Consider the following 13,643-nt stretch of genomic DNA (forward strand, 5'->3'; position numbering starts at 1 on the left):
ATGACAAAGAAAAGCGCCATGAGCACGCCCGGGCACTTCAACGCCCCGAGCAGCGAGCGGCCCCACATGCTCGTCGCCGTGCCGACCAGCAAGAAAGAACTCGTGAACTTCTATGAGGTGCGCGAGAACGTCGAGGGCCGCCTGGCCCGCGTGCTGCGTGCCCAGCTCTCGCACCAGCAGTGGTCGGCCATCGCCAGGACTGCCGAGTTCACCTTCAACGAGCATCTCCGGGACGCGGGCGAGCGCCCCGGGCGCTTCCTCAAGACCGGCGACACCCGACTGAGCCTCAACAACCTCGGCAAGGAGTTGCTGGTGCTCGTGTGGGCCGTCGAGGACGCCACCGAGGACGAGGTGGACGTCATCCGGGTGAGCTGGCAGCGCCTGCACCGCATCGAGCGCTGGTGGCTGTTCAACCAGACGGTGGCCCTCAACGGTGATCCCCGTGGACGCGGCAAAGGCTGGCGGGCCGCTCTGAAGCTGATGCTGGCCGCCACGGCGACGGGGCCGGGAACCGAGGTCGGTGACCTCACCACCACCCTCCAGCTGATGCCCACCCGCAAGACCCGCACCAAGTCCGGCAAGAACGACATGGAACCGATGTTCAGAAGGAAAAGCGCATGACCCAGACCCAGCAACCGCGGGTGCAGACCCCACTGGCCGAGAAATCCTCCCTCATCGAGCACGCCTTCCCGGTCGCGAAGCTCAGCGCCGAGAGCTACAAGGAACGCAAGGCGGGCTCCGGGCAGCGTCTGACCGGCATCGGAAAATGGTGGGGGCGTAAACCGCTGGTGCTGGTGCGTGCCAGCATCCTCGGGGCCCTGCTGCCCGCCACCGACGACCCCCAGAAGGACAACGAGGTCTTCGAGCGCCTGATGGGCATGGATGAGGACGGCCTGTTCGAGCGTCGCCCCCGGAAAACCCTTGTGCGTGCTCAGTTCGCGGCCCTTAGTCCTGAGGAGCAGCTCAAGCAGGCGGTGCTGGCCGAGGCCTACGAGGGCCCCAGCGATGCCGAGAGCTGGAAGATGATCAACGACCACCTCGGCACGAATGCGTCCAGCTTGCAGGAGATCGTGGAGCAACTGGGCGTGATGCGCTTCGGCGAAAAGCCCCGGGTGGGGGACGTGTTCTCGGGCGGGGGCTCCATACCCTTTGAGGCGGCCCGGCTGGGCTGCGACACCTACGCCAGCGACCTCAACCCGGTGGCGGCCCTGCTGACCTGGAGCAACCAGGCGCTGCTCTGCGCCACCCCCGAGGACAGGGCCCGGATTGACGCCGCACAGAAGTGGGTCTACGAGGAAGTCGACCGCCAGATCACCGAGTGGGGCATCGAACACGACGAGCAGGGCCGCCGGGCTGACGCATATCTCTGGTGCAACGAGGTGCTTGACCCGGAAACCGGCTATAGGGTGCCCCTGACTGCAACCTGGGTTGTCAGCGTCAAGGACCGCGTAGTGGCCGAACTGGTGCCAGATGACGCGAATAAGAGGTACGACATTCGCATCGTGACGGGCGCTTCAGATGCCCAGATGACGAAGGCGAAACAGGGGACTGTGGTGAACCAGCACCTCGTGCCGCCCCCGACGAAAGACAATCCTCAGCCGCACGCAACACAAATGAGCAGGCTGCGTGATCGGCACAACAGCGGACAAGGACTTCGTTCTTGGGAGAGCAAAGATCTTATCCCTCGAACGGAGGATTTTTACCAAGAGCGCTTGTATTGTGTTCGCTGGACTAACGAGAAAGGCAAGCGCAGCTATGAATCCGCCGTGACAGCGGATCTCAGTCGCGAGGCGAAAGCTCTTTCCTTGCTCGAGGAGAGATGGACAACATGGCAGGAGTCAGGTTTCGTGCCCTCAAGGCCTATAGAGGCAGGCCCGCGTGCCAGCCGTGTTTTTGCGGCAAGGGAGTGGCGCTACTGGTCAAACATGTTCACGCCCAGGCAACTCTTAACAAACGGGCTGTTTGCACAAGCAATAGCCCAAAGCGAAGAGCCGAAGCGACTACTGAGCCTGCTTGGCAAAATCGCAGATCGCAATAGCCGCTTGGCACGCTGGGATCCAAGTCGTGACCTTGCAATTCAAACTTTCAGCAGTCAGAGCCTAGCTCCCCTGTACAACTTCGCCATTCGGGGATGGTCAACACTCCAAGACACCGCCGTTCCAACTTCGTCCCTCTTCAGTGCAAGCCTGGACGTGCACCTCAAGGATGCACGTTCTACCATGACGCCGCGCACGATCTGGATTACCGATCCCCCTTACGCCGATGCCATCGACTACGAGGAGATCTCTGAATTTTTCCTTTCGTGGTACGAGAAACGTATCCCGGCGCTTTTCCCGAACTGGTATGCGGATACCCGACGCGCTCTCGCCGTCAAGGGCAAAGGCATCTCCTTCAACGAGTCGATGATTGAAGTCTACTCGAACCTCGCCCACCTCATGCCCGACAACGGTGTGCAGATCGTCATGTTCACCCACCAGGACGCGGAGGTCTGGGCCGACCTCGCCATGACCATGTGGGCGTCGGGGCTGAAGGTGTCCGCTGCCTGGACCGTCGCCACCGAAACCACGGACGGCATCAATGGCGGCAGCAACTATGTCCAGGGCACTGTCCTCCTCGTCCTGCGGAAGCGCGGCGAAGTCGAAACCCTCTTTGAGGACGACATCCGGTCAAAGATGAGGCAAGAGGTCTCCAAGCAACTCAAGGACATGCAGCTTCTCGAGGGTGCAGGCCTGCGCTGGAGCGACGCCGACCTCCAGCTCGCGACCTACGCCGCCGCGCTGCGGGTCATCACTTCCCATGACATCGACGGCATCGACCCGCGCTCCGAACTGCTCAAGGTGCGGGCCAAGGGCGAAAAGTCGCCGGTCCACCTGCTGATCGACCAGGCCTCGCAGGTCGCCAGCCGCGAGCTAATCCCCCGGGGCGTCGAGCCCAGCATCTGGCGTGACCTCGGGCCGCACGAACGCTTCTACCTCAAGGGCCTCGAGACCGAGCAGCGGGGCGAGCACCGCAGCGGCGTCTACCAGGAACTCTCCAAGGGTTACGCCGCGAGCAACTGGCGCGACCTCCTCGGCGACGACCGGGCCAACAACGTCCGGCTGATGACTGCGACCGAGATGGGCAGCCGCTCGGTGAACACTGGCCCGCTCGCCGGAACCCTGCTGCGCCACCTGCTGATGGCGGTGCAGATCACGGCCCGGGAGGGCAGCCCGGAGAAGGGGATCGCGTGGTTGCAAAGTGACGCGCCCAACTTCGCCATGCAGCAGACCAAGGCCATCAAGCTCCTCGAACACCTCGGCAAGCAGGCGCTCCCGCACTGGAAGGCGGATGCCGAGGCGGCCCGCGTGCTGCGCGGGGCGCTGATGAACCTCGGCGTCTGATGACCCTGCGCCGATACAGCGCCCGCCTGGGCCGCATCGACCAGGACTTCCTCACCCCCCGGCTCACCGGGGCGGCCACCTACGACCGCATCTCGGGGTACTTCACGTCGTCGGTGCTGCACCTGCTCCAGGAGCCCTTCAGCACCGTGGGGCGCATCCGCATGGTGTGCAACTCCGACCTGAACCCGGCGGACGTGGCGGTCGCCAAGGTCGCCGAGGAGCAGCAGCGCCGCCGCTGGCACGCGAGCAAGCCTGAGCAGCACCTCATGCAGGCCCCGCCGGAGATGCGGGAGCGGCTGCGACTCCTGCACGCGGCGCTGGTCAGCGGGCAGGTCGAGATCCGGGTGCTTCCCGACAAGGCCTTCGGCTTCATGCACGGGAAGGCCGGAGTCATCACCAACGGGACGAAGACCGCCTTCATGGGCAGTGTCAACGACACCGCCAACGCCTGGAGCCGCAACTACGAGCTGCTGTGGGAAGACCCCACGCCTGACGGGGTAACTTGGGTACAGGCGGAGTTCGATGCCCTCTGGACCCACGACCTCGCGGTGCCGCTCGCCCAAGCCGTGATCGACGACCTCAAGCGTCTCGCCGGGCGGCACGAGCTGACGCTGGACGAATGGCGTGACCTCCTGAACCGCGACCTCGCGGGCGGGGGCCACGACCTGAAGGAGGTCACCGCCCCGCTGATCGAGGCCCCGCTCTACACCAGCGAGACCGGGCTGTGGCCGCACCAGAAGGCCTTCGTCCACCAGACGGTGCTGGCGCACTCCGGGCCTTTCCGGCGGGCGCGGCTGCTGCTGGCCGACCAGGTGGGCCTGGGCAAGACCCTCCAGCTCGCGGTGAGTGCCGAGATCATCGCCTTGCAGGGGGACGAGCCCGTGCTGATCGCGGTGCCCAAGACGCTGCTCGGGCAGTGGCAGGCCGAGATGTGGGATCTGCTGCGCGTGCCCAGCGTCCGGTGGGACAGTGGGGCCCGGGCCTGGGTGGATGAGCGGGGGCTCCTGACCCGGGGCTTCCGGAACTGCCCCCGCCGCATCGCGCTGGTGTCCTCGAGTTGGCTCTCCTACCTCGGAGAAGAGGCCCACGAGGTGTTCGAGCAGGACTACGGCCTGGTGATCCTCGACGAGGCGCACCGGGCGCGGATGACGGGCACCGGTAAGAAGCGCCGCCCGAACAACCTGTACCGGGCCATCCGCCGCCTCGCGGGCCGCAGCCGCAGCGTCTTACTCGCCACGGCGACCCCCGTGCAGCTCGAGCTGCTCGAGGCGCACGACCTCTTGCAGATCCTGGCCGAGGGGGCCCCCGAGGTGCTGGGGGGGCCGTACTCGCAGTGGAACATGCAGGTGCGTGAGGGGCTGGAACTTGTGGTGGGCCGCCAGACCCCGCCGAACAGCTTTATGGCGATCTGGCCCTGGTACCGCTCGCCGGTGGCGCAGAGCCGGGACGCGCACGGCCGCCTCGACCCCGACCTGCTGGACATCCGGCGCAGCCTGGGCCTGCGGGACGGCGAGTACCAGGCCGCGAGCCAGGCCTACGAGCGCCTCACGGGCTTCGAACTCGCGCAGATCACGGGCGACTTCCCCCGGTGGGTTCAGGAGCAGAACCCCTACATCCGGCGCATCGTCATGCGGACGCGCCAGAAGCTGGAGGAAGAGGGGCAGCTCGAGCGCATCGCGGTCGACCTCCACGGGGAGAAGGAGGCCGTGCCGGTGTCGGATGAGGTGGCGCGGGCCTACGAGATCGCCGAGGCGGTGTGTGACGAGCTGGGCCGGGAGGGGGGTCTCACGGGGTTTGCCCGCACCGCCCTGCTGCGACGCATCAGCTCCAGCCTCGAGGCCGGGTACATCAGCGTCAGCCGGATGCTGCGGGGGGAATCGGCCGTCGAGGTGTCCGAGGTGGAAGAGGACGAGGAAGGGGCCGCCGCCGAGCCCACCAGCGGGATGCGGGCGAAGCTCGAGGAGTTGCAGTGGGTGCTGGGGCGGGCCCGCACCCATGACCCCAAGATCAGGCTCGCCATCGAGCTGCTGGACGGGGCTCCGGCAGCCACCCGCGGCCAGCCGGACTGGCGGCGGGACGGGTGCATCCTCTTCTCGCAGTACCTCGATACCGCCGATGCGGTCGCCCGGGCGCTGAGCCGCCACTTCCCCGGCATCCCGGTAGGCCTGTACACCAACGAGGTGCAGAGCGGGGTCTACCAGGACGGCGTGTTCCAGAGCTGCGAGCGTCAGACCCTCAAGGAGCAGGTCCGGGACGGCGCCCTGACGCTGCTGGTGGGGACGGACGCGGCCTCCGAGGGGCTGAACCTGCAACGGCTGTCCAACCTCATCAACATCGACCTGCCGTGGAACCCGACACGGCTCGAGCAGCGCAAGGGGCGCATCCAGCGCATCGGGCAGAAGCACGCGACGGTGCGCATCTACAACATGCGGTACCGGGGTTCGATTGAAGACCGGGTGCATCAGCGGCTCTCCGAGCGCTTCGGGGACATCACCGCGCTCTTTGGGCTGATCCCGCAGGTGCTCGAAGACCACTGGGTGGAACTCGCCAAGGCCAACGAACAGCGGGTGAAGGTGCTGCTGGACTACGTGGGGGAAGCGGAGAAGACGACCCTGCTCCATCCCTTCGAGCGCGTGAACCAGCAGGTGCCTGACCTGAGTCACTGGGACGAGTGCACGGCGGTGCTGAAGAGTGCCGAGGCGGGGGCGCACCTGCGGCAGGGGTGGGGGACGTTGGGGGGTCAGAACCGCTCAGAGAGCTGAACGAAGAGGGCAACCGGGTTGCCCTCTTCCAAGCGGTCCGGGGACGCAAAGCCCGGGAAACGGCTCTACCGCTGCGTGCTCTGCCGTACCCGCCGCAGGGTCACGCTCGGTTCTTCGTAAAACGGATCTACCGGGCGGCCCTCCTCGAACGTCAGCACGCCCAGATTGACCAGCACCTGCCCGAGGCGCAGGTCTGGGTACGCCTCCACCTCCTGGAGCAGGAGTGTCAGCAGGGCGCGGTTCGCGTCAAGGCGGCTCATCTGCTGCATGCCCAAATCTAGCGGGGTGGTGGATAACACGTGCCCTGGGAGCAGCGGACGTACTGTGAGGGGACGGCACCTGAAGCCGCGCTCACTGCCAACGTGAGTGCCATGGCAAAGGGAGATGCCTGCATAGGTGAGTGCCGTGGCAAAGCGCCACGGATAATCCCTGGTGCCTTGGCAAAGTCGAGCAGTGCCTTATGAAAGTGAAAACAGCGGTCGAAACCGCTGTCTTCGAGTGCCATGATCATTTGAACCAGACAGGTTGACTCCACGCCCGCTTCCCGCTGCCGTGCCCGCCGGGCGCCTACAGCTCGACGTGCGCGGGCGCGCCGCGCTCGCCCTTCTGGCGGGTGGGCAGCGCGAGGTTGGGCATCATCAGGGTGGCGAGCAGGGCCAGCAGGGCCACGCCGATGCTCCAGCGGTAGATGTTGGCAATCGCGCCCGCGAAGGACTCCTTCACGACCCGCGCGGTCTTTTGCCCGGCGATCTCGAAGGCGCGGAACTGCCCCGCCAGGGTCTGGGCCACGCCCGCGCGGCCTTCCGGCGTGGCGAGGGCCTGCGCGGGGATGCGGCCCAGACCCTCGCGCAGCCCGGCGGGGAGGGCCGGGTTCTGAGCGATCTGGCCCAGCGCAGCGCTGTTGCCACTCGCCACGGCCGCCTCGATCTCGCGGCGAGCCTGGGCGAACTGCGCCGCCGGGTCCCCGCCGCCCGCCGGGGCGCCCTCCCCGAAACCGCCGCCCGTGTTGGCCGCCGCCGCGCGCTCGCTCTGGGTCAGGATCGCCTGCACGGCGGGGGGCTGGTCCACCTTGGCCCGCTCGAAGTTGGCCGTGAACTGGCTGGCGAGTCCGGCGGTCAGCAGCGCGCCGAAAATCGCGGTGCCGATGGTGCTGCCCATCTGCTGGAAAAACTGCCCGGCGCTCGTCGCCACGCCGATCTCCCAGGGCTTGACCGAGAGTTGCAGGGCGGTGGTGTACAGCGGCAGCGCGGGGCCGAGGCCCAGGCCCAGCAGCACCATCCGCAGCACCACGCCGCCGTAGGCGGTATCGGCGTTCAGCGTGCTCAGCGCGAAAAAGCCCAGCGCAGCGGTCATCAGGCCGATCAGCATCAGGACCTTGTAGCGGCCGATGCGGCTGGCGATCTGCCCGGACCCCACCGACCCGATGATCAGGCCCACGGTCAGCGGAATGGTGGCGGTGCCGGCGGCGGTCGCGCTGACCCCCTGCACGTTGACGAGATACAGGCTCAGGAAGAGGATCGCCCCCAGGAACCCCGCGCCGATCAGAAAGCGCGCGACCGCGCCCCAGGCGAAGGTCGGGTTGCTGAACAGGGTCAGCGGCAGGATCGGGCTGGGATGACGGCCCTCGACCCACAGGAAGGCGACCAGCGCGGCGGCGCTGAGGCCGAACAGGCCCAGCAGGGTGGGGCTGGTCCAGGCGTAGGTCTGGTTGGCGCCCCAGGTCAGCGCCAGCAGCAGCGGCACGGTGAACACCAGAATCAGGAAAGCGCCCAGCCAGTCCACCCGCGCCTGGAGGCCGCTGGCGAGCCGGGGCATCTTGGCCGAGATAAAGGCCAGCGCGATCAGCCCCAGCGGCAGGTTGACGTAAAAGACCCAGCGCCAGGAGATCTGATCGGTCAGGAAGCCGCCCAGCAGCGGCCCCGCCACGCTGCTGATGCCGAAGACCGCCCCGAACAGGCCCTGGTAGCGCGGGCGGTCAATCGGCTCGAACAGGTCCGCGATGATGGCAAAGGCCACCGACCCCAGCGCCGCCGCGCCGACGCCTTGCAGACCCCGGAACACCACAAGCTGCATCATGCCGCCGCCGAACAGGTTGCCGAAAAACGGCTCACCCGCGAGGCCGCACAGCGCCGAACCGATCAAAAAGACCACGATCCCGAACATCAGAACCGGCTTGCGGCCGTACAGGTCCGAGAGCTTGCCGTAGATGGGCACCAGCGCCGTGTTGGTGAGCAGGTAGGCGGTGGTGACCCAGGTGTAGAGGTTCAGGCCGTCGAGTTCCTCGGCGATGCGCGGCATGGCGGTCGCCACGATGGTCTGGTCGAGCGCGCTGAGAAAGAGGCCCAGCAGCACCCCGAAGAGGATCACGCGCTTGGTGCGCAAGTCGAGCGTCTGGGCGTAGTTGATGCGGCCGGGCGGCGCACTGGGGGGAGTGGTCATGGGGTCTCCTGGGAATCGGGGAAGGGAGAGGGCGGGCTGGGCACGAGTTCGGCCAGCAGCGCCTGAACCGACGCCGTGGCCGCGCGGATGGTCTCGGGCCGCAGGCCGCTGAAGGCCGCAACGTAGGCCCCGGTGAACTGCTCGTCCATGCGGGTCACGACCCCCAGGCCCTGCGCGGTGGGGGCGACCAGCTTCTCGCGGCGGTTGTCGGGGTTCTCGCGCCGCGCGGCCAGGCCCCGCCGGACCAGCCGCTCGACGAGGTGGCTGGTGGCCGGCACGCTCAGCCGGGCACGCTCGGCCAGGGTGGTCACCGTCAGCGGCGCCTCGGCGCGCAGCTGGTGCAGCGCCGCCATCTGGGTAAAGGTCAGGTCGTGGTCTTGCAGCTCGTCTTGCATGTTCAGCAGCACCCGGCCGCTGATCAGGCGGTGCAGCCGCTTCATCTCCTGGCCCAGTCGGGCGGCCTCGGCGCGGGCTGCGGCGTTGGGCGCGTTGGCGTGCACCTCAAGGTCGGTCATGGTTGCAAGCTTGAAATAGTCTTGGTCATAAGAAGGTATGATGAACTTCACAATTGGCATATGCAAGCGCTGAGGGCGGGGTAGGCCGGACGACCTAGGCGGCGGGAACAGGAACGCGCTGCTCAGGACCGCCCATGCTCTCCCCCACCGCCCGGCAGCCAGAAACCGGCGGCCTCCGTGTGTTCGGAAGGCCGCCGGGGAAGAGGGAGCCGCGAGGCCCCGGGACAGAGGCTTAGCCCAGCAGGCCCAGCGCGTACTCACCCATCTTGCGGGGAATATCCACGCCGGTCGTGCTGACCGAGTTCTTGAACTCCATGGTGTGGTTGATCTCGATGACGAGGAGGCCCCCCCACCGGTTGCGGCGCTGCGGGTCCTCGACCAGATCGATGGCGACGATTTCGCCGCCGACGGCCGCCGCCGAACGCAGCGCCAGGTCGGCCAGTTCGGGTGTGACCGGGCAGAGGCTGGCCGTGGCCCCGCGCGCCGTGTTGGTGATCCAGTGCGCGGACGTGCGGTAGATCGCGCCGATGCACTCGCCGCCGACCACGAAGGCGCGGATGTCGCGCCCCGGCTTCTTGATCAGCTCCTGCACGTAGAAGACGCCGTGCTGCGGGCCGCCCAGCACCTCCTTGTGCTCGATGATCGCCTCGGCGGCGTCGCGGTCGTTGACGCGGCTGACCATCCGGCCCCACGAGCCGACGGTGGGCTTCAAGACAGCCGGGTAGCCCAGCTCCTCGATCAATTGCAGCGCGGCCTCGCCGTCAAAGGCGACCCCGGTGCGGGGCGTGGGCAGCCCGGCGCGGGCCAGCGCCGCGTTGGTGGCGAGCTTGTCGCCGCACAGCTCGATCACGTGGGCGGGGTTGACCACCCGCACGCCCAGCCCCTCCAGCGCCCGGGTGACCGCATGCCCGCGCGTCTGGCTCACGCAGCGCTCCAGCGCGACCCGCCAGGGCACCGCCGCGCGGCCCGCGCCGTCAAAGGTCAAGCGCAGCTGCGGCGTGTACACCTTGTCGTAGGGCACGCCCAGCCCGTCGAGCGCGGCGAAGAGCATCTTCTCGTCAGGGCGAATGCGGTCGTAGAGGACGGCGAGGTCGGCCATAGGAAATTGAGGGGTGCAGTCAGCGTTCGGCGGTCCGCCGTCAGCGACAGGGCTGAAAGCGGACCGCCGGAAACAGGCTTACTCCCCCCAGTCCTCCGCTTCCTGCGGGGCCTGCTCCAGGCGGGGGGGGTCGAGGGAGACGACCTCGTACTCCACGCCCGTCTCGTCGTCAATCACGAGTTCGCCCAGTTCGGGGTTGCTCAGCTCGATGGTCGCACCCGTCTCCGGGTTTTCAAATTGAATGATGGTCATGGATTCTCCTTGCACTTGGTAGGCTATTCGATCCCGAAGTTTGCAGAACAAATGACCTAGACAGGCTCAGGCGTCGTCGAATTCCAGCTCGATGCGGGCGCGGCAGTGGGGGCAGCCCACCACGCTGACCACGCTGCCGTCGGCACTCTCGACGGTGGGCGCGGCGGCGAGCAGGTCCTCGGTGACCTCGAACTCCTCGCCGCAGGCCGGGCACACGGTCAGGATGCCCAGCAGTTCCAGTTCGAACTCCTCGCCGGGACCGTTGCGGGTGACTTCCATCTCGGCGCTGCACGAGTCGCAGACGATCACGTCACCCACCGCGAGGTCGGCGCGGTCGGCGTCGCTGAGTTCCAGCACCTCCGCGCACACGGGGCAATCGATTTCCAGGGTCGCCATGGAGTCAGTCTAGCGGGGCCGCCGCGCCTGACTCCTCGCCCGGCCGCTCGCCCGGAAAGCGGCCGTATTTCTTGAAGAAGGCCAGGATGCTGCCTTCGCGCAGCGCCTCGCGCAGAAACTCGGGCGGCGGCGGAAGCTGGAAGGTGCCCCCCGCGTGGGTCAGCGTGCCGGTCTGGGCGTCGAGGCTCACCTCTGCCCCGTCCGCGAGCACGCCGGTCAGGTCGGCTTCAAAGGCGGGGATGCCCAGGTTGAGCAGGTTGCGGTAGTGGATGCGGGCGAAACTCGGCGCCACGATGCCGCCGATCCGCAGCTTCTTCAGCGCCTGCGGGGCGTATTCGCGGCTGCTGCCCAGGCCCCAGTTGCGCCCGCCGATCAGCACGTCGCCCGGCCGCACCTCGGCGGCGAACTCGGGGCGGAGGTAGTGGAAGGCGTAGGTCTGAAACAGGTCCTCGCCCGCCATGAATGGGGCGAACTTGCCGGGGAGGATGTCGTCGGTGTTGACGGAGTCGGGGAATTTCCAGACTCGGGGCATCTCAGTGGGTCTCCAGGCGGTACGAGGCACAGGCGAAGGTCACGGCCTCCACCGCCCGCGCGAAGCCGTGCGGGGCGTTGACCCGCAGGAAGACCTTGCCGCTTTCTTCTTTTGCGACGCCGACCGTCAGGACGCCGAGCGGGAGGTCGTACCAGACGCCCGCGTCGTGATCCGTGTCTTTCAGGCCGCCCTCGAAAGCCCCTCTCACCCCGTCGTCGAGGACCGTTTCACCGACGCGGGCGAAGAGGTCCAGGCAGGGCAGAAAGTTGGCACCGTGAATCCAGGCCGTGTGTGCCTTCATGCCCCCACCCGCCTCTCCAGGTCCTCCGGCAACCCGATGCGCCCCAGCACCGCCGTCGCCGCCGCCACCGCCGGGCTGGCCAGATACACCCGCGCGTCCTTGTCCCCCATGCGGCCGATGAAGTTGCGGTTGGAGGTGGAGACGCAGACCTCGCCGGGCGCGAGCACCCCCTGGTGGCGGCCCATACAGGGACCGCAGCCGGGCGTCCCCAGCGCCGCGCCCGCCCGCTGAAGGGTGAGCAGCGTGCCGTCTTCCAGCGCCTGCTCCATGACCTGACTGCTTGCCGGGATCACCAGCAGGCGGGTGCCGGGGCTAACCCGGCGGCCCCGCAGCACCTCGGCGGCGGCGTGCAGGTCCTCCAGGCGGCCGTTGGTGCAGGTGCCGATAAAGACCTGATCGACCCGTAGCCCGCGCAGGTCGGAAACGTCGTGAACGTTGTCCACCTCCGAGGGGGCGCTCATGCGCGGGCGCAGGGTGCTCAGGTCGATCTCGACCTCGCGCACGTACACGGCGCCGGGGTCCGGGTACACCCAGTCGGGAATGTCGTAGCCGTAGGCGGTCAGGATCTCGCCGCCGGGGACGACCAACCCGGCCTTGGCCCCCGCCTCCACGCACAGGTTCGCCAGCGTCATGCGTTCGCCGCGGGTGAAGCGGTCCCCGGCGTGCAGCTCGACGCTCTGGTAGGTCGCGCCGTCGGCGCCCAGCACACGGATCATCTCCAGGGCGGCGTCCTTGGCGCTCACGCCGGGCTGGAGGTCGCCGGTCAACGTGACCTTCACGCTCTCGGGCACCCGCAGCCAGGTTTTGCCGCTCGCGGCGGCCAGGGCGATGTCAGTCGCGCCCATGCCGGTGCCGAAGGCGGCGACCGCCCCGTAGGTCGTCGAGTGGCTGTCGGATCCCAGCACGATCCAGCCGGGTTGCGCGAGACGTTCTTCCATCAGGACCTGATGGCAGATGCCGCGCCCCACGTCAAAGAGGCGGACCCCCGTGGCGGCGGCGTACTCGCGCGCCTCCTTCTGGGCCTGCGCCACGCTCACGGTGGAGGCGGGCGCGACATGGTCCACGACGATCGAGACGCGCCCAGGATATCTCGGTGTGGCGGCGAGGTCACGCTCCATCCGTTCGATGAAGCTCTGGGCGATCGAATCGACGACCATCACCTGATCCACGTCCACCACGGCGAGGTCCCCGGCGTAGACCGCTCTGGCGCCGCGCCGGGAGAGGATCTTTTCCGCCATCGTCTGCGGGCGGGAGGGGGAAAGGGACATGGGCGCATTCTGGCGCGAAATGGGCCGGGTGGTATGAGATTGAATACCCGAAGGCGCTCTCTGATTTACATTTGACAAGAGTTATTGGCGATGCGGCGAAGCCCCAGACGGCGCCCTATCCTGGGGGCATGGTCAAGCTCGAAGAAACGCCGCTGCCCGGAGTGGGCGTGCGGCACGATTTTGATGGCCGCTACGGCAAGCGCGTGGGCGTGATCACGCACCGGGACGGACGGCGGGAGATTTTCGTCTCGCGGCGCGACGACCCCGATGCCTGCGCCCAGAGCATCGTCCTGAGTGACGAGGAGGCCGAGGCGGTGGCCGACCTGCTGGGCGGCAGCACGATCACCCGGCACGTGTCGCGGCTCACCCAGGATGTCGAGGGGCTGGCGATCGACTGGCTGTCCATGCCGGGTTTCAGCCCCTACGCCGGGCGGCTGCTGGGCGACACCCGGATGCGGACGCGCACGGGCGCGAGCATCGTGGCGATCATGCGCGGCGGGCAGGCGATCCCGGCGCCGGGGCCGGAGCTGCCGCTGCTGCCCGGCGACACGCTGGTGGTGGTGGGCACGCCCGAGGGGGTGGTGCGCGCTGCCGGGCTGCTGAGTGGTGAGGATAGCGGCGCGGCGGGCTGAGGCGGCCCGCTCCCCTCTCCTGCTGAGCGCCCCTCTCCCCGCTTCCCTGTTCCGGCACGCCGCCCCC

The 13,643-nt window shown here is 67.9% G+C and carries 13 protein-coding genes; 4 read left to right on the top strand and 9 right to left on the bottom strand.

The window, feature by feature from the left end:
• From HNQ09_RS01915 to HNQ09_RS01925, 3 genes are read left to right on the top strand one after another with little or no spacing between them, the layout of a single operon-like run.
• Complete coding sequence (locus tag HNQ09_RS01915) at window positions 1-621, top strand: DUF3780 domain-containing protein (protein ID WP_184024656.1); 621 nt, start codon at window positions 1-3, stop codon at window positions 619-621.
• On the top strand, window positions 618-3,380 hold the full coding sequence (locus HNQ09_RS01920; protein ID WP_184024658.1) for an anti-phage-associated DUF1156 domain-containing protein: 2,763 nt from the start codon (window positions 618-620) through the stop codon (window positions 3,378-3,380). Before HNQ09_RS01915 ends, HNQ09_RS01920 begins: the two co-directional genes overlap by 4 nt.
• Window positions 3,380-6,142 carry a helicase-related protein gene (locus HNQ09_RS01925; protein WP_184024660.1) on the top strand — a complete coding sequence of 921 codons (2,763 nt, stop codon included), beginning with the start codon at window positions 3,380-3,382 and terminating at the stop codon, window positions 6,140-6,142. The genes HNQ09_RS01920 and HNQ09_RS01925 overlap by 1 nt, the downstream gene beginning before the upstream one ends.
• Before the next feature lie 65 nt (window positions 6,143-6,207).
• On the opposite strand, the gene HNQ09_RS01930 is transcribed toward HNQ09_RS01925, so the two are convergent.
• The 9 genes from HNQ09_RS01930 to HNQ09_RS01970 form a co-directional block, all read right to left on the bottom strand.
• Window positions 6,208-6,411 (bottom strand): hypothetical protein, encoded by a 204-nt coding sequence (locus tag HNQ09_RS01930; RefSeq protein ID WP_184024663.1) that lies wholly within the window; start codon window positions 6,409-6,411, stop codon window positions 6,208-6,210.
• A 298-nt stretch (window positions 6,412-6,709) separates the two neighbouring features.
• Entirely contained in the window at window positions 6,710-8,581 is a 1,872-nt protein-coding gene (locus HNQ09_RS01935; protein WP_184024666.1) for an MDR family MFS transporter, read from the bottom strand.
• The gene (locus tag HNQ09_RS01940) at window positions 8,578-9,096 is read right to left on the bottom strand and encodes a MarR family winged helix-turn-helix transcriptional regulator (protein ID WP_184024669.1); all 519 of its coding nucleotides are present in this window, start codon (window positions 9,094-9,096) and stop codon (window positions 8,578-8,580) included. Before HNQ09_RS01940 ends, HNQ09_RS01935 begins: the two co-directional genes overlap by 4 nt.
• Before the next feature lie 232 nt (window positions 9,097-9,328).
• Entirely contained in the window at window positions 9,329-10,195 is an 867-nt protein-coding gene (lysX, locus tag HNQ09_RS01945) for a lysine biosynthesis protein LysX (RefSeq protein ID WP_184024671.1), read from the bottom strand.
• A 78-nt stretch (window positions 10,196-10,273) separates the two neighbouring features.
• On the bottom strand, window positions 10,274-10,447 hold the full coding sequence (lysW, locus tag HNQ09_RS01950; protein WP_184024673.1) for a lysine biosynthesis protein LysW: 174 nt from the start codon (window positions 10,445-10,447) through the stop codon (window positions 10,274-10,276).
• 66 nt (window positions 10,448-10,513) lie between these two features.
• Complete coding sequence (locus HNQ09_RS01955; RefSeq protein WP_184024675.1) at window positions 10,514-10,843, bottom strand: hypothetical protein; 330 nt, start codon at window positions 10,841-10,843, stop codon at window positions 10,514-10,516.
• Window positions 10,844-10,847: 4 nt separating this feature from the next.
• Entirely contained in the window at window positions 10,848-11,375 is a 528-nt protein-coding gene (locus HNQ09_RS01960; protein ID WP_184024677.1) for a LeuD/DmdB family oxidoreductase small subunit, read from the bottom strand.
• Between the two features lies 1 nt (window position 11,376).
• Window positions 11,377-11,676 (bottom strand): hypothetical protein, encoded by a 300-nt coding sequence (locus tag HNQ09_RS01965; protein ID WP_184024679.1) that lies wholly within the window; start codon window positions 11,674-11,676, stop codon window positions 11,377-11,379.
• Window positions 11,673-12,944 carry a homoaconitate hydratase family protein gene (locus HNQ09_RS01970; protein ID WP_184024682.1) on the bottom strand — a complete coding sequence of 424 codons (1,272 nt, stop codon included), beginning with the start codon at window positions 12,942-12,944 and terminating at the stop codon, window positions 11,673-11,675. The genes HNQ09_RS01965 and HNQ09_RS01970 overlap by 4 nt, the downstream gene beginning before the upstream one ends.
• A gap of 128 nt (window positions 12,945-13,072) precedes the next feature.
• On the opposite strand from HNQ09_RS01970, the gene HNQ09_RS01975 reads away from it, so the two are divergent.
• Window positions 13,073-13,576: a cation:proton antiporter regulatory subunit gene (locus HNQ09_RS01975; RefSeq protein ID WP_184024685.1), complete on the top strand. Its 504-nt coding sequence runs from the start codon at window positions 13,073-13,075 to the stop codon at window positions 13,574-13,576.
• Window positions 13,577-13,643 lie beyond the last annotated feature (67 nt).

The sequence above is a fragment of the Deinococcus budaensis genome (genome assembly GCF_014201885.1).
GTDB classification, from domain to species: Bacteria; Deinococcota; Deinococci; order Deinococcales; family Deinococcaceae; genus Deinococcus; species Deinococcus budaensis.